Origin of the sequence: Dysosmobacter sp. Marseille-Q4140, assembly GCA_018228705.1 — a bacterium.
Classification (GTDB): Bacteria; Bacillota; Clostridia; order Oscillospirales; family Oscillospiraceae; genus Oscillibacter.
In genome coordinates this window covers 952,597-966,614 of sequence record CP073694.1, presented here as the reverse complement: position 1 = coordinate 966,614, position 14,018 = coordinate 952,597, and the positions used below count along the sequence as shown (strand labels likewise).

Sequence of the window (14,018 nt, the reverse complement as noted above, 5' to 3'; positions counted from 1 at the left end):
AGAAAGAACAGTCAGAATTCATGTGGCCATTATGAAAAAATAGTATGGAGGAACAAAGAGATGCCGACACTGGAACAGCTCGATACGCCATATGAGCGACGGCGTGTGATCGAATATGGTGTGGATGGGAATAAAGTGGTCCGCCACTGGCATGATGTGCAGCATATTGCCGGCCCGCTTTATAAAAGTAAAGAGGAAAAAAATAAGTACGGGGAGCAGGAGATGGATCTTTACCTTTTCTTCGAAGGGGGAAAAGACGGACTCCTGTACCAGTACAGAATGAGGCATTCGGAGCAGTACACGCCTGAAAAAATGATGGAGGAAATCGAGCGGGTTGGCTATGACACGCTGGAGCATTTCTTGACCACCTTTGATCAGAGTGTGGTAGAAGGAAAATTCATTGGTGCTGCGGTCATTGAGTTTGTCCGACAGTTTGATACAGAGCGAGGAAACCGATATGCTCAGCACCGGCTGGACTATATCGCCCGACAAGAGGAGAAACACCGCCGTTTGGCAGCGGAACGCGCTGAGAAGGCGACTCAAAAAGAGGCGCAGCGGAAAGCTGCAGAACAGGCGGCGAGGGCAAAATACCTGGGCTGGGCGGATCAGATGACCGCAATGCGGTTTGGAAAGGTATCCTCCGTACTGGATGTTCTGATCCGGGTAGACGGAAAAGTGATGACTAAGCGTGAATTCGTGATTTCGCGGATGAAAGATGGATGGACTCCGACCAAAAAAGAGGGCGTTGTCAGCTACTATGGGAGCCGTTGGGATGTCAAGGAGAGTAAGCCGCGGACGGAGTACCGTCTTGCAAAAGAAAATCTCACATACAGGATCAGCAAAACGGAGTTCAATTTCGCTTCGTATTTGGCAGCACATCCTGAGAAACTCAGCCAAGCATGGAAGCAGCTGGCAATTTGCACAGATGCCGGAGGAGAGCAGCAAGCATTCAGAGAGGAGGCTCAGAAAGCATGAAACGTGGAATTACCGTGGAACGAAAGTATGACCACAACGATATCCCCTGCATTGTAATAAAAAAGAAGCGTGGAAAACTGGCTCTGGATGAAATCCAGGATATCCTCCGCTTTGAAGACTACCAGCAGTGGAATGGCCAGTATGTCCTGTTCCTCAACTGTTCGGAAGCCACGCTGGGGGGCAATGGCTGTTGGGACCTGTTGGATGAACCGCCCGGTGATACGGTGATGCTCTATGAGGTCGCGGGCAACGAGGAATGTCCCGTTTGCAGATCCAATTTGCCACCGTTCTCGTATTGCCCCTCCTGCGGCATGCCATGGTCTGATTCGGGCAAAAGTGTTGAAACCCTGTTGTCCTCCATGCGTCAGGAGGCTGCGCGCAATATCAGAGATCCCAAAGCATCTGGCGCCTCGCGCCTGGCATGGTACTGGTCGCATATCGGCGCCATCGACCTGGCCCGGCAGATGGGCGTCATCACAGAGGATCGCCGGCAGGCGCTCTATGAGGAGATGCGGCCCCTCAAGCCCACCGATACCGATGGGACTATGAATGGGGGTGCGGTCTGATGAACAAATCCAACACGATCCTCCAGATCACCAGTGAAGTGCTGGACCGATACCGCAATTCGATCAGCCGCAAGGCATTTATCCAGGCGATGGAGCGCGTGATCGAGCTGGTGCTTGGCCCTGGGGAGCACCTTCCGCAGGCGGCGTGCCCCGGTCTGCAGTTGATCCGAGCCCCCGAGATGGATACCGAGTGCCTGGCGCAGTTGCTCAGCGGGGCGTGCCCGCCGTTTCAGCAGGCAAAAGCGGACTTTGACTGCCGGGAGTTTGACTGCCAGACCTGCTGGCAGTCCTGGCTGGAGTCCGGAAAGCCGCCTGTAAAGGAGGACAACCAGTGAAGCCGTTCAAAAGCACCACCATGCTCCGCCCGCTGAACGATGCGGAGCTGCAGCTGGAGGACCCACAGTGGGAAGATGATGATACCGTCACTTTCTATATCCCTTGCTGGTTCAACGTGGATCTGTTTTTTTCCGGCCTTCATGTGGTTACGGATGAAAACGATGACTACATCAACCTCTACTGCGCCTACAACACCAAGACGCATGGCGTCCGCCTGTTCTTCACCTATGCCAACAACAGTGGGGCAGAGGAGGGAGAACAGGATTTTGAGGTCGAGGTAGCGATGGATCCGGCCACAGCGGCTCTCCTGCAGGACAAGGTTTCTGCCTGGCTGAAGCCGGAGCAGAGATAAAAAACCGTTTGGAGCATGGGCAGGGAGCTATCCCGCCCATGCTCCACTGGTGTAAAGCAACCTATTGATCAGGAGAGGAGGGCTGAAATTGCCTGAAACAAACAAAGAGCCGCGGCTGGAAGCGCCGGCGGCAAGACCCAGGAAATATGCGTTCTTCAGGTTCCAGACGGGGAAACGGCTGGCCAGCGCTTATGGTTGCTGTTCCGGCCAGGTTGACCGCCGGACCGGCGAAATCCTGGCAACCATCACCTATGGATTGTTCCAATACCGGGAGACGTTCAAGCTGAACCTGTCTGACCCGGTTCACTCTTTCCCCTATACGATAGAGGATGAAATCATTTGCGCGGCGAGAAAAGCCATGCGGTTAGGAGGCCCCATGACACGGAGGAGAGTTGTTTTCGTCCGGAAGGACGGGCGCAGGTACATCACAGAGGAGTTCAACGGGGATAAAGCCGAATACGCCGCCCGGGGAGATTGCCTGGACGGCTGTGATTTGGACTGGCCGGAGATCCGTGCGCTTTTTGTGGCGGCGGATACCTATTTGAAGTTCATCAAGGCCAATCTGACAGCACAGGCGGCGTACCACTCCTTCCTTGGAGAAGGGGGCAATGCCGGCGTGGTCTGCAACCTCCGGAAAGGGCGGAAACTGCAGCCTGCCGACAGCGTGCTGTTTATCTATGAGCAGCCCACTGCGGACGGAGCCAGATTCTTGGAACAGGAGATGACTGAGGGATGAGTACAGAGTATATTCGAGCGGTCAGCATCCGGCGGGGCCGGGTCTACTTGACTTCGAAGAGCAGCAACGATGATGTACCTTATCACGCCTGGCACTGTGAGAGCCTTTCCAAAGTCTATGGGGAGGAAGGACAGCCGGGACTGGATCGGGAGATCCTGCGGATGCTCTGCGAATATGCCGTCCTGAAGGGGCATCACCCGAGCCTTGAGCGATACCGCCATGCGCTGGAGGCGCCTGAGAAAGAGAAAATCTTCCAAGAGACAGCCCAGGCGCTCCAGGCGGCGTATGAGCTGCTCCAGCCCGAAGATCAGGCACACCCGCTCACAGCGCAATCCGAGGCGGCCCGTGCTTATCGGCTGACGGCACGGAAGCTGCAGGATCGGCAATACACAGCGCTGGCCAGGCTGTGCAGTGAATTCTCGGGGTAGGATCCACAGCCAAACAGGGGCGAATACCACAGGCCACAACAGGATGTAGCGACATTGTTGCTATATCCTGTTGACTTATTTTCTCTGCTTGGCTATACTAAAAGCAGAAGAATATATGGGAGGGATCGGACATGGAAAACATTGTATCGGCGCCCAAGACGGATATGTTCCGTTTCCGTATCAATCCGGAGATAAAAAAACAGGTAGAGGATGTCTATGCGAAAAATGGCCTGACGCTGACACAGGCTCTGAATATCTTCATCCAGCAGTCCATCAACGCCGGAGGGTTCCCTTTCCAGGTAAACGAGGAGAATGCGGAGCTAATCAAAGCGAGGGCGATGGAACGGTTGATGAAGGAACTGGAAGCTGGCGAGAACTCTGGGGAACTCATTGATGAAGCGGAAGCATACCGCCTGCTTGGAGTGACTGAACTGTGAAACTGCAGTATAGGCCGGCTGCTATTTCAGACATCGGCAAGCCTTCAGATTATATAGCTGATGTGCTCAAAAACCGTAGTGCGGCGAATAGACTCAAATCGAAAATTCTTGCAGGTGTGTCCCTTTTGAAGGATAATCCATATATGGGGACTCCGCTATCCAGTAGGTACGACGGCGTTCCGGAGGATATTCGGTTCCTTGTTATCAGTAAGCAGTTGGTCTTCTACAAGGTTACTGAAAGCGGAATTGAGGTGATCCGGGTCTTGGATGGCCGGACGGACTATCTGGTGCATCTGTTTGGCGCTGAAGAGCCGGAATAAAGCATCCATATAGGGGTGACGGCAAGGAGATGCTTGCAATCCACTGACCAATCCGCTATAATACAACCATACAGTATCCGTTGTTTGCCGCCGGCAGACACAGTAACCGTGTTTCACAGCTCCCAGAGGTCAAATGGCCTTTGGGAGCTTTTTTCGTTTTATTACGGCCTAAGCAGGCTCACAATTTGATATTCCGCGCCGAAAAGGCACCAAGCGCATGGATCGCAGCGGATCCATGCGCTTGTTTTTATATACAGACAAAGACAGCAGAGCGCAAAAGAATAGGAGGTGCATTACAATGCGAAAAGATCTAAACGCGGGCGGTTCTCTGCGGGCCGTCATGCAGCAGCATCATCTGGCGCTGGAGCAGGCGATCTGCCAACTGGCGCAGGCCGTTGGGAACCATCCCCCGGAGCGGGCGGAGATCGCCCGTTTTTTTCAGGAACTCATTGACGGTGGCTGGGACGCCTATGAGGAGGCCACGGCCCACGAAAGCGAGGAACTGAGAAAAGAGGACCAGGAGATCCTTCAGCTGCAGGAGCAGATCCGCCAGATGCTGGACAGAGAGGGCCAGAGACAATTTGACCGGTATGAAGACTGCCTGAACTGCCGGATGACCTCGGAATTGGACCAGGCTTACCTGGTCGGGTACCAGACGGCCATCCGGCTACTGCTGATGGGGATTCTGCCGGCGGACACACTGCTGGCGCGCAATGCCTGGCATGAGCCGGAGAAAGAGGGTGAGAAAACATGAAACCTGATTGGATCATTCACTATATCCTTGCCGACCGGCCCAGCAGCCATACCCACGGCCTGGATCGGCATGGCAGCCTGGAACTGGAACTGAACCTGCCTGTACCCCAGGAAAAGGCGCAGATGATTCTCAATCTGCTCGGCCTGGAGATTACAGAAAAGGGCAAGTGCTATCGGTCTGGCGACAGGGTGGACGACATATTCACACTCCCGGTCTATTTCTTCGAGACAACGCCGGCGGTGCCGGACTCTTGCTTTTCCCGGGTGATGCGTGTTCTGGTCTGTGACCCGGACGGGAAATACCCATGGGAGCCCGGCTGCGAGCCCGGCTATGCGGAGCAACTCAGTGAGGGCGAAAAGCGTGAAATGGCGCAGATTATCCGGCAGAGGTCTTAATGCCTCACAGGATTCATGTAGCGGATTTCTTATCTAAATCGCATTTCTGTTGGAAGATGCCGTATTGGTTTCGGCGGACTGCCACATTTGAGTATCGGCTGTAAAATCGTACCCCGGGGTGCGCTCGCGCGTCCCGGGTACCATTCATTTTAAGGAGGGTGCATATGGATGGCAGCAAGAAATTCAAAGACATGTTGATGGAAACAATCAAAATTACCCGTGGAAGGATCAGTGAGAATGACGTGCTCAGGGACTTTATCTCCTTTTGCGCACTTGAGATCAGTACCTTAACCGATCCGGTACATCTGGAAAGGGCAGAGGAACTGCGGACGTTGTTGGAGAGATATTCTTTAGAAGAACGGGAGGCATTTTCCCAAACCTTTCAAAAACTCTCGCAAATTGCAGCAGGGAACGTAAGTCAAGGGATTTATCCTGACCTTCTCGGCGCTATTTATCTGGAATGCCGGGCTAACAACAATGCGCTCAAACAGGACTTCTCACCGTGGGGGATTGCAGATTTGTTGGGGCAGCTTACAACGTGCCGTAGAACAGAACTGCCACCAGAGGGCTACCTTACGTTGAACGACTGCACCTGCGGCAGCGGTATCCTTCTGTTGGGAGCAGTGCAGAAGTTCGCGGATAAAGGAGGCAATCCATCCGAACAACTGGTGATACAGGCAACAGATGTGGATACCCGCTGCGTTCAGATGACCTATATCCAACTATCCCTCTACGGGATCCCTGCTGTTGTCGTGCATGGGGAAATTATTGAGATGAAGGAGTATGACCGCTGGTATACGCCGGCTTATCTCTGGGGGAAGTGGGTCTGGCGTGCCCCGATGTCCTTTGGCACTGTGCGGAATAAAAGCGATGAAACACTCAAAATGTTGGATGAGCCTATGTACGGGATCTGGCGAAGAGTGGATCAAATCTTTGCAGAAGGGAGAAACCGCCATGCACCACGGAAGCAATGAAAATAACTCTCAGCATGAGGAGATACATCGAAGAGACTGTATCTCCAGCAGTCAGCTCGTCTATATCGCGTCCCCATATGCCGGGGACATTCAGAGCAACACACAATTTGCCATCCAGTGCTGTCGTTATGCCATTCAGCAGGGCTGCACGCCGATTGCGCCGCATCTGCTTTATCCCCAGATACTGGATGATTCGGACCCAGAGCAGCGGGCCATTGGCCTCAAGCTGGGGCACCGCCTGTTGTCGGTCTGCCAGGAGGTCTGGGTCTGCGGTGGGAGGATCAGCAGCGGAATGGCTGGCGAAATCGCTTTGGCGGAGAACCTTGGCATCCCAGTTCGGTACGTCGGAGCCCTCGCCGAATACCAGAGCAGCCCTACATTAGAAGATAACCACGCGGAGGAGAATGTTGATGATGAAAGAGTTTACGGCAGTCAGCACACCGGATGAGTTAATCATCTGTATTGAGATTGATGGGAAAATCACCAAGTCTTATGAGCGCCGACGGATTTCGGATGATGAAGTCGAGGTTATACAGCACAGGAACCGCGACCGGCTTGGAAATTATTACACGACTCGCCACATCTACCGCATTTCGGAGGGCGCAGTTGTAAACTCGGATTTTGCACAGGGGTCTTGCGGGAAAGACTTATTCCCCGCAGCGAGAGAGGAGACACAGCCATGAGGTACTACAGCACGCAACGCCCGATAGGGCCGGGGACGTTCCCAAAACCGCAAGGGAATGCAGTCAAGGAAGTTTTCAACTTCGACAGCAAGACTTACTGCGAGGAGGTGGGCCGGGAGGCTTGGGGCTACATCGAGTACGAACAGCCCATCGACCCACAGGCTGCAGCGGACTACTTCCTCGTCGCGGACGGTGTTGGCTGCACGGGCTGCGTCCATGAGGCGGCCAGCCGAGACATGGACTGCTGCTGGAATTGCAGCCGCAATCCGCGCAGAAAGCCGCGAGACCTCTACAGGCACCGTCGGGCAGGGGGGAAGTGATATGCAAAATGCTGGTTTGATCCGAGAGGTGCGCGGCGTGATGACGCGGTTTGAGCCGCTGACAGAGGAGATTGTCGCCGCCTGCACACAAGATGGCCTCACCTATGCGGAATTGTCCGACGCGCTTTCCGCATATGGCCTGAGTATCGAGAAGGTTATGCATGATCCAACGAGGAAGATCTTTAACACCTGCTATGCCGACTATGATCTGGGCCTGTATGCGGACATCATTCTGCAGAGAGAATTCATCCGCGGCCCCGGCCAGGCGCAGTTTCAGAAGCTGGCCCGGCAGGGAGGCATTTGCAGAACACTGGCTGAACAGGATTGGCGCGGGTTCTACCTGAAAGACGTTCCGCTGTCAATGCTGATTTATGACTTCCAGCGGCGGTATAAGACCATACCCCATGAAACTGTGTTTTCGGTCTGGCACGGCATTTATAAGCGGATCGACTACGCCAATGGAATGTGGTCCTTGCCAGTGCTGAGGGAAGTGTTCCGGTATGCCCCGCCGCCCCGCCTTCCTGCGCTGGAGCCGGATGGCCTTATCACGATCTACCGCGGTATGGGCGCGCTGTCTCTGCCGCCGGAACAGGCGATCTCCTGGACCACCCACCCGGGAAACGCGCTATGGTTTGCCATCCACTCCGGTCAGGGCACCAAGGTTGCGGTGGCCAGGGTGCGGCCGGAGCAGATTGTGGCCCACTACCCCTCCTACGCCGAAGAAAATGAAGTTGTTATCTTTCCCGGCACCGTAACGGAGTATCGGTATGAGGACATGATCCCTGCTGTGGTAGAAACCGTGCCCCGACTTATGGCACCGGCCCTGCAGGCCTATCTCGACTTTGGGCGCCAAGCGCGGGCTTTGGGCTACCAGCAGGAAAAACTCTTTCAGCTCCACGGTCTGCTGCACGTCCTGCGCGTGTTGTTTCTCACACTTATCTACTTCTATAACTCCGGCGACCCACTGACGGAGTCAGACCGCCAGATCCTAATTTATTTCAGTTTACTGCACGATTTGGGCCGGCTGAATGAAAATGCGGATGCGACACATGGCGAGCGGTCCGTTGAATTGATCCACAAGCGCGGCATCCGGCTGCGCGGGATCCGGCTGAGCCGGAAGGAGTATCGGATTGCTGAACTGATCATCGCCCATCACTGCCGTGATGACGGCGAGGGTATTGCGGCAATCACGGCCGAGCCTGGCCTGTCCAGGAAAGAGAAAGAGCATGCCGTCCATCTCTATCACATCTGCAAGGACATGGATGCCCTGGACCGGGTGCGGTTCAATGGGCTTGATTACCGCATGCTTCGTACACAATACGCACGCCGGCTGCCGTTGGTTGCCGGCTGTCTGCTGGAGGAAGATCTCCTGACGCCGCTGGATATGGAATTTCCGGCGAAGTGAAAAGAGCCGGGGCAGAGATCCTTGATGGGATCCCTGCCCCGGTTTTTGCCTGGTCAGTCAGTAAACTGCTCCATGTAGGCGGTGACGATTTCACTTAAAAGCTCATTCCGATTGATTCGGCCGGCCAAACTCCTGGCGCCGTTGTGGTTGGTGATATAGGTCGGATCGCCGGACAGAATAAAGCCGACGATTTGGTTGACGGGAGCGTAGCCCCGCTCCCGGAGCGCCGAATATATGATTTTCAGCCTTTCCCCGTCCGTCATGCAGCCTGCGCTCGCTTTCCTCTTTCGTTGCCCCTATATTACTGGTTGACGAATGCCACCAAAAATCTAAACCCTATTGTATCATATTTTGACAGAAAGGGAAGTCCCGGAGGGAAAACCAAGGCCATCTGTTGCCAACTGAGCTGTGTAGGCCGATCATCTGACCACATCCGCAAGGTTTTGGACGTGGATCAGGCCCTTCTCCTCCCGCCGGCGGGCGTATTCCACGAGCTCACGGGAATTGCTGGCAGCGTGCCAGGTAAAAGCGATCAAATAGCCGCTGTGATCCACCATATAGCGGTTTGCGCGGACGATGGCATACTTTTTCGGCACATTTTCCATGCCCGGGGGATAAAAAGTGCTGTCATATCCTTTTGGAACAGGGATGGGACGGTCAAATGGATGGTAGGGCAGCAGCAGAGTCAGCGTCACCTCAGGGTGGCGCTTTTTTGCTGCCTTTATGACCTTGGCGGCCATGCCGTCGAAGGCACCGTAATGCCCTACCACAAAATCGGTTACGCCAGACTCCACAATCAGCTGCTCCACTGCCTGCTCAAGGGCTGGCAGGACACGCTCGTTGGCCTCGCGGTGCCCGATGAAAAAACAGGTTCTTTCGTGTTCCATGTCGCGCCGTCCAAGTAAAATAGGTATTTCCGATATTATACCTATTTTAATCATGCACATCAAGAGCGATGAATGAATAATTTGGACAGAATGAACGCCTCCATATAGTAGAATCATATAGAAAAGAGGTGGAGGTAGGTATGGAACAAGCGGATTTTATCAAACGGCTGGTGGAGCTCCGGATGAATAAGGGAGTTTCCGCCCGTGATATGAGCCTATCCATCGGGCAAAGCTCCAGCTATATCAATAATATCGAGACAGGTGTCAGTTTCCCCTCTATGACTGTCTTCTTCTATATATGTGATTTCCTGGGTGTTTCTCCGATGGAGTTCTTTGATATTGGCAGTACCAACCCTGTAAAATCGAGGGAACTGCTGGAAGCCACAAAGGGGCTCAACAACGAGCAGTTGGACAGTTTGATTTCCATTGCCAAAAATCTGAAACGATGATTTGAAAATAAAAAGTAGGACCCCGCGCCGCTCACATTCCATGAGCCGGCGCGGGGCTGTTTCCTTATTACAGCAGGTAAGGGGGCAACGGCTGCGACATAGGGGAAAAATTAGCCGCAGACCTCATGGTAGAATCGCGCTGCCTCCTGAATATCGGTGGTACGACGATGGATAGGCAGCGAGTTCCAAGTGATGTCGTGGTATCGCTCCGGATGTGTATCTCTGAGACGGCTGTCAATGATGGATACAATGCCTGTGTCGGTATAATTTCGGATTAGCCGCCCGATGCCCTGCTTCAGCTTGATAATCATTTCAGGTACACGAACATCCATTAAGGGATCCTTGGCAATCGAAGCCTTATACTCGATGATAGGATCGGGGACTGGGAACGGGAGCCGGAAGATGACCAGGTTGGAAAGGCTCTTGCCCTCTATGCTGATGCCCTCCCAGTATGCTCCGGTGCCCAGGAGAACGGAATTGGTATCCTCCCGGAATGCCTGGAGTACGCGCTCTTGGGAGGAGCCGCTTTGCTGAACAAGGATATGGAAAGGCAGGTCCCTGTTCTGGAGCGCGGCATAGACTTCCTCCATGTCCGTTTTGGATGTAAAGAGAACCAGCGCCTTACCGCAAGAGATATTCAGGATTTGAACCAGACGTTCCACACCTTCCTCGATAAAAGAATCATGCTCCCGGGTGGGATGGGGAAGGTCGTCGCAAAAATAAATCATGGCGTGTTCATCATAGGGATAGGGAGATGGTTTCGGCTCCGACAACACACCATTCCGATCAATCGGGAAACCGGTATTGTGGAGGAAATAGGCATACTGATCTTCCAATTCTCCATCAGTTGCGGAGGTCAGTGTAGCAGAAGTTAGGATCGTCCGGATTTTACTTCTGAAGTAGAGCTGGCTGAGAATATCTCTGGTATTCTTGGGGCAAAAGACTAATTCTGCCGCCGTCCCACGGCGCTCAAGCCAAATCAGCTGCTTGTGGTAATTTGCCACCAGTTCCTTGAAGGATTGCGCTGCCGCATCCAAATCGTCTGCCGCTGATGAGGCTGTCCCCCTGTGATGGTCTTTGCTTCCAAAGACCTGTATGGAACTGGACAGTGCCTGCAGTTGTCCGGAAACGGAGCGAATCAATTCGACTGCGCCATTGTCTTGGCGGAAAAAGAATCGGTCAGCATACTTCATATCACGTGCTGACTCTTCTATTTGCTGTCGAACCTGTTGATCCAAGTTCTGAAAGAGAGCGCGCACCGCTCGAATTGCGCTGTCGGCTTCTTCCAGGACGTATTCCCGATCTTCGCCACGTACCGATTTAATGGAGGCATTGATTGCATTGATCAGCTGTCGCTGGCCATGCCGCTCAGTCGTCGCGCTCCTTACTCTATCCTCCAGGTTGTGTGCCTCGTCGATCACTACCATCTGGACTTCCTCATTCATCAAGCCGTCCTGGCTGCGGTTGATTCGAAAGAGATGTGCAGTGAGGAGATCCTGGTTACAGAGGATAATGCCATTTGTGTATTTCATATTATCACGGAGTGTGGCGTACTGGCAGCGGTCTGAAAACGGACACCCAAAGCAGATGCGCCGGCTATACCGAACGACATTGATTTTATCCCAGACGTTGGATGGGATAGGGGTAGGGAAGGTGCGGCGATCCTGACAACCTTCGTCAATGAGTTGCTTGAGCCGTGCAAGCGGTTGCCCTTCAGGAGTCGCAAAATAGTCTGTCGCCCGCATTTGGCAGATGTAGTGTGTCTGCCCTTTGGCCAAAAGGACTTCCGGGTGGACACCGATCATCGGGCTGATTCGCTCAATATCGCCCATCAGCTGCTCTTGGAGGGCGATGGTGGATGTAGCAATTACAACAGGCAGCTTTGTTTTCTGATTATATAGAAGCAATGGAACAAGATAGGCATAGGATTTTCCAATCCCGACGCCGGCTTCAACTGCAATATGGTAGGAGCCGCGGATGGCGTCCAGAATCTCAAAAGCCATATCCTGCTGGCCTTCCCGAGCCTCCAAACCATACTGATGCGGTGCATTGTCCCAGAAGAATGAGGAGACACGCTCACTGATTTCATAGATGCTGGAATCCCACTTTCGCTTTCGGTTTTCAGCCGTATCAAAGATGGAGGAATAAGCCACGAGTATTGTTCCCCTTTATATATATATTCGCAACCATTATAACACTGATTCTGTGGAAGTGTAGGAGATATCCATACCGAAGATGGTTGACAAGTTTGTCAAATTTCACTAAAATTAGAAACAGAATGACTTTTGGTTATTCAAGGATTGCTTTTACTATGAAAAAGTGTGCCTCACCCCGGTAGAACTTGCACATGAGTTTCTATGAATGGTGGATGGATGAGGACAAAGACTGCTTGATAAGGAGATACATAGATGCACTTTATGGAAGTAAATGTGGAAGAGATTGATAGTTTTCGCTTTACACTGCCTGTCCACTTTATCGGCTTGGACGGCGAAGAGATGCTCCAATTCACCGTTGAGTTTGGCGAGTCCATGAAGGAGAAGGGAAACCTGGTCTTTAACGTGTGGTGCGGGTACCCGGGTGCCAGGATCAGAGCTTTTTTGATGACGGCGACTGTCAAGACGAACGGTGCCCCGGTTGACGCGATCATGAACTACCTTCAGAAGTCGGACGAGTTTTCGGAAATGTCACGGGAGTTCATTTCACATTTTTCCAAATAAATTGAGGGAGCCTGCTGCACCATGGTGCGGCAGGCTCCCTTTTTAACTGGTTGGCGAGAAGAAAGGCTTACGCTCGGCGGTCAGCGGCGGCAATTCCAACTGCCATGCCGTTGACCTCTACGCCCTCATCGGCAGGGATCAGGAGATACTTCCGCCCGTCGATGATCCGCGTCTCAACAATATAACTGTGTTTCGGGTCGATAGCGACAGAGGCGTCAGCGGTCTTTACCTCAAAGTGTTTGCTGTCGATGATGTTCTCCGGATTCAGAACAGCGCCGTCGCCGAACTGCTCACCGCATTGCGCCTCAAAGGCAGCGACCTGGGTGTCCGCGACCCCGCAGCCCTTCAGTATGGCGGCAACCTCCTGGACGGAAACTGTCAGCGGTTCCGGGTCTTTGCTCTCCTTATGCTGCTCGATTTTGTCGAGGAGCTGCTCATGCACTGCCTGCACGACTTCCATATTGAAGGAGTCATCCAGCGCGCCGCTGAGCGCTGCCTGGAAGCCCTCCCGCTGCTCGGCGGCGGAGAGGGGCGGTTCCGTATGGAAAACGGCGGCGATGAACTCGTGATGTACCTGGTCCGGCGTCCTGGTATAGAGGAGCGCATTATAGATGTTTGCGGTCCGGTCATCGAAAGCGGGGAAGAGGAAGCCCAGCTCCGGCTGTGAGACGATCTGGCTGGCCATGCAGCTGTGGAACTCATTGTCTCCGGAGAAAAAGCCAAGCTCCGGTTTCCCGTCCTTGACCGGGCAGATGCTGCAAAGGATGTAGCGGAACACCTCATCGGAGGCGTCTGGCTGAAGCTCGTCGTCTTTGCTCCGGTGCGGCACATCATAGACATCGCAGGCCAGGAGGATCAGGTAGTTGCAGTCCTCCATCTCCAGGGAATCAATGACGGTCTGATAGAATCTGTTCCGGGCTTCCGCATCCTTTAACTCAGAATCCCGCAGGGCGGTCAGCAGGCGATGCTCGTCGCTGTCCATTACCTGCGCTGTGGAAAACACGATGTCGATCAGGTTGCGGCCCAGTCCGCCGGAGAGTCCTTTCTTCAGAAGGCTCAGATACTTTTCTGACTCGTCCTGGGGCATGGTGCCCAGAGATTCGTCCAGGTAGGAGATGATCTCCCTGCTGCTGTTTACATAGCACCCGTAGATACGGCTGATGGCGTTTTTATCGGGACGAAGACGGCGGCGAAGCTCGCCCAGCTCTTTCACTGTCATGCTGATACTCCTCTTGAAGTCGTTGGATTTAACCGCGCGTACGAAGGCGGCGTGTCCTATTTTAG

At 53.6% G+C, this 14,018-nt stretch carries 21 protein-coding genes; 17 read left to right on the top strand and 4 right to left on the bottom strand.

The features are described 5' to 3' along the window. Positions 1 to 60: 60 nt before the first annotated feature. The 15 genes from KFE19_04775 to KFE19_04705 all read left to right on the top strand — a co-directional run bounded on the left by KFE19_04775 (position 61) and on the right by KFE19_04705 (position 8,681). Complete coding sequence (locus KFE19_04775) at positions 61 to 975, top strand: hypothetical protein (GenBank protein QUO38828.1); 915 nt, start codon at positions 61 to 63, stop codon at positions 973 to 975. Beyond that, positions 972 to 1,541 (top strand): hypothetical protein, encoded by a 570-nt coding sequence (locus KFE19_04770; GenBank protein ID QUO38827.1) that lies wholly within the window; start codon positions 972 to 974, stop codon positions 1,539 to 1,541. The genes KFE19_04775 and KFE19_04770 overlap by 4 nt, the downstream gene beginning before the upstream one ends. Then, positions 1,541 to 1,876, top strand: a complete 336-nt coding sequence (locus KFE19_04765; protein ID QUO38826.1) for a hypothetical protein — start codon at positions 1,541 to 1,543, stop codon at positions 1,874 to 1,876. The genes KFE19_04770 and KFE19_04765 overlap by 1 nt, the downstream gene beginning before the upstream one ends. Further along, complete coding sequence (locus KFE19_04760) at positions 1,873 to 2,229, top strand: hypothetical protein (protein ID QUO38825.1); 357 nt, start codon at positions 1,873 to 1,875, stop codon at positions 2,227 to 2,229. The genes KFE19_04765 and KFE19_04760 overlap by 4 nt, the downstream gene beginning before the upstream one ends. 376 nt (positions 2,230 to 2,605) lie before the next feature. Beyond that, on the top strand, positions 2,606 to 2,965 hold the full coding sequence (locus KFE19_04755) for a hypothetical protein (GenBank protein ID QUO38824.1): 360 nt from the start codon (positions 2,606 to 2,608) through the stop codon (positions 2,963 to 2,965). After that, the gene (locus KFE19_04750) at positions 2,962 to 3,393 is read left to right on the top strand and encodes a hypothetical protein (GenBank protein ID QUO38823.1); all 432 of its coding nucleotides are present in this window, start codon (positions 2,962 to 2,964) and stop codon (positions 3,391 to 3,393) included. Before KFE19_04755 ends, KFE19_04750 begins: the two co-directional genes overlap by 4 nt. Before the next feature lie 131 nt (positions 3,394 to 3,524). Further along, entirely contained in the window at positions 3,525 to 3,830 is a 306-nt protein-coding gene (locus tag KFE19_04745) for a type II toxin-antitoxin system RelB/DinJ family antitoxin (protein QUO38822.1), read from the top strand. Then, positions 3,827 to 4,150 carry a type II toxin-antitoxin system RelE/ParE family toxin gene (locus KFE19_04740; GenBank protein ID QUO38821.1) on the top strand — a complete coding sequence of 108 codons (324 nt, stop codon included), beginning with the start codon at positions 3,827 to 3,829 and terminating at the stop codon, positions 4,148 to 4,150. Before KFE19_04745 ends, KFE19_04740 begins: the two co-directional genes overlap by 4 nt. A 298-nt stretch (positions 4,151 to 4,448) precedes the next feature. Then, a complete protein-coding gene (locus KFE19_04735; protein ID QUO38820.1) occupies positions 4,449 to 4,904 on the top strand; it encodes a hypothetical protein in 456 nt (151 codons plus the stop codon). Beyond that, positions 4,901 to 5,299: a DUF4262 domain-containing protein gene (locus KFE19_04730; GenBank protein QUO38819.1), complete on the top strand. Its 399-nt coding sequence runs from the start codon at positions 4,901 to 4,903 to the stop codon at positions 5,297 to 5,299. Before KFE19_04735 ends, KFE19_04730 begins: the two co-directional genes overlap by 4 nt. Before the next feature lie 164 nt (positions 5,300 to 5,463). Next, positions 5,464 to 6,273, top strand: a complete 810-nt coding sequence (locus KFE19_04725) for a hypothetical protein (protein QUO38818.1) — start codon at positions 5,464 to 5,466, stop codon at positions 6,271 to 6,273. Beyond that, the gene (locus KFE19_04720) at positions 6,254 to 6,721 is read left to right on the top strand and encodes a DUF4406 domain-containing protein (GenBank protein ID QUO38817.1); all 468 of its coding nucleotides are present in this window, start codon (positions 6,254 to 6,256) and stop codon (positions 6,719 to 6,721) included. The genes KFE19_04725 and KFE19_04720 overlap by 20 nt, the downstream gene beginning before the upstream one ends. After that, positions 6,684 to 6,956 carry a hypothetical protein gene (locus tag KFE19_04715; protein ID QUO38816.1) on the top strand — a complete coding sequence of 91 codons (273 nt, stop codon included), beginning with the start codon at positions 6,684 to 6,686 and terminating at the stop codon, positions 6,954 to 6,956. Before KFE19_04720 ends, KFE19_04715 begins: the two co-directional genes overlap by 38 nt. Continuing rightward, complete coding sequence (locus KFE19_04710; protein ID QUO38815.1) at positions 6,953 to 7,276, top strand: hypothetical protein; 324 nt, start codon at positions 6,953 to 6,955, stop codon at positions 7,274 to 7,276. Before KFE19_04715 ends, KFE19_04710 begins: the two co-directional genes overlap by 4 nt. Position 7,277: 1 nt before the next feature. Next, entirely contained in the window at positions 7,278 to 8,681 is a 1,404-nt protein-coding gene (locus tag KFE19_04705) for an HD domain-containing protein (protein ID QUO38814.1), read from the top strand. 53 nt (positions 8,682 to 8,734) lie between these two features. Here KFE19_04705 and KFE19_04700 read toward each other — a convergent pair whose 3' ends face one another. Both KFE19_04700 and KFE19_04695 read right to left on the bottom strand, forming a co-directional pair. Next, positions 8,735 to 8,944: an IreB family regulatory phosphoprotein gene (locus KFE19_04700; protein QUO38813.1), complete on the bottom strand. Its 210-nt coding sequence runs from the start codon at positions 8,942 to 8,944 to the stop codon at positions 8,735 to 8,737. Between the two features lie 156 nt (positions 8,945 to 9,100). Then, positions 9,101 to 9,568 (bottom strand): hypothetical protein, encoded by a 468-nt coding sequence (locus tag KFE19_04695; protein ID QUO38812.1) that lies wholly within the window; start codon positions 9,566 to 9,568, stop codon positions 9,101 to 9,103. A gap of 140 nt (positions 9,569 to 9,708) precedes the next feature. Between KFE19_04695 and KFE19_04690 the strand changes: the two genes are divergently transcribed. Next, entirely contained in the window at positions 9,709 to 10,017 is a 309-nt protein-coding gene (locus tag KFE19_04690; GenBank protein QUO38811.1) for a helix-turn-helix transcriptional regulator, read from the top strand. A 110-nt stretch (positions 10,018 to 10,127) separates the two neighbouring features. Here the strand turns inward: KFE19_04690 and KFE19_04685 are convergent, their stop codons facing one another. Further along, positions 10,128 to 12,176 carry an ATP-dependent DNA helicase gene (locus KFE19_04685; GenBank protein ID QUO39521.1) on the bottom strand — a complete coding sequence of 683 codons (2,049 nt, stop codon included), beginning with the start codon at positions 12,174 to 12,176 and terminating at the stop codon, positions 10,128 to 10,130. Positions 12,177 to 12,434: 258 nt separating this feature from the next. Here KFE19_04685 and KFE19_04680 point away from each other — a divergent pair, with 258 nt between their 5' ends. Beyond that, the gene (locus KFE19_04680) at positions 12,435 to 12,734 is read left to right on the top strand and encodes a hypothetical protein (protein ID QUO38810.1); all 300 of its coding nucleotides are present in this window, start codon (positions 12,435 to 12,437) and stop codon (positions 12,732 to 12,734) included. A gap of 67 nt (positions 12,735 to 12,801) precedes the next feature. Here KFE19_04680 and KFE19_04675 read toward each other — a convergent pair whose 3' ends face one another. Continuing rightward, the gene (locus tag KFE19_04675) at positions 12,802 to 13,953 is read right to left on the bottom strand and encodes a DUF4317 domain-containing protein (GenBank protein ID QUO38809.1); all 1,152 of its coding nucleotides are present in this window, start codon (positions 13,951 to 13,953) and stop codon (positions 12,802 to 12,804) included. Positions 13,954 to 14,018 lie beyond the last annotated feature (65 nt).

Bases quoted from the DNA above. Each gene is read 5' to 3' on its own strand.
- KFE19_04725 (QUO38818.1), top strand. From the start codon at position 5,464: ATGGATGGCAGCAAGAAATTCAAAGACATGTTGATGGAAACAATCAAA.
- KFE19_04690 (QUO38811.1), top strand. From the start codon at position 9,709: ATGGAACAAGCGGATTTTATCAAACGGCTGGTGGAGCTCCGGATGAAT.
- KFE19_04750 (QUO38823.1), top strand. From the start codon at position 2,962: ATGAGTACAGAGTATATTCGAGCGGTCAGCATCCGGCGGGGCCGGGTC.
- KFE19_04770 (QUO38827.1), top strand. From the start codon at position 972: ATGAAACGTGGAATTACCGTGGAACGAAAGTATGACCACAACGATATC.
- KFE19_04675 (QUO38809.1), bottom strand. From the start codon at position 13,953: ATGACAGTGAAAGAGCTGGGCGAGCTTCGCCGCCGTCTTCGTCCCGAT.
- KFE19_04715 (QUO38816.1), top strand. From the start codon at position 6,684: ATGATGAAAGAGTTTACGGCAGTCAGCACACCGGATGAGTTAATCATC.
- KFE19_04735 (QUO38820.1), top strand. From the start codon at position 4,449: ATGCGAAAAGATCTAAACGCGGGCGGTTCTCTGCGGGCCGTCATGCAG.
- KFE19_04695 (QUO38812.1), bottom strand. From the start codon at position 9,568: ATGGAACACGAAAGAACCTGTTTTTTCATCGGGCACCGCGAGGCCAAC.
- KFE19_04765 (QUO38826.1), top strand. From the start codon at position 1,541: ATGAACAAATCCAACACGATCCTCCAGATCACCAGTGAAGTGCTGGAC.
- KFE19_04710 (QUO38815.1), top strand. From the start codon at position 6,953: ATGAGGTACTACAGCACGCAACGCCCGATAGGGCCGGGGACGTTCCCA.
- KFE19_04730 (QUO38819.1), top strand. From the start codon at position 4,901: ATGAAACCTGATTGGATCATTCACTATATCCTTGCCGACCGGCCCAGC.
- KFE19_04680 (QUO38810.1), top strand. From the start codon at position 12,435: ATGGAAGTAAATGTGGAAGAGATTGATAGTTTTCGCTTTACACTGCCT.
- KFE19_04775 (QUO38828.1), top strand. From the start codon at position 61: ATGCCGACACTGGAACAGCTCGATACGCCATATGAGCGACGGCGTGTG.
- KFE19_04755 (QUO38824.1), top strand. From the start codon at position 2,606: ATGACACGGAGGAGAGTTGTTTTCGTCCGGAAGGACGGGCGCAGGTAC.
- KFE19_04745 (QUO38822.1), top strand. From the start codon at position 3,525: ATGGAAAACATTGTATCGGCGCCCAAGACGGATATGTTCCGTTTCCGT.
- KFE19_04705 (QUO38814.1), top strand. From the start codon at position 7,278: ATGCAAAATGCTGGTTTGATCCGAGAGGTGCGCGGCGTGATGACGCGG.
- KFE19_04720 (QUO38817.1), top strand. From the start codon at position 6,254: ATGCACCACGGAAGCAATGAAAATAACTCTCAGCATGAGGAGATACAT.
- KFE19_04700 (QUO38813.1), bottom strand. From the start codon at position 8,944: ATGACGGACGGGGAAAGGCTGAAAATCATATATTCGGCGCTCCGGGAG.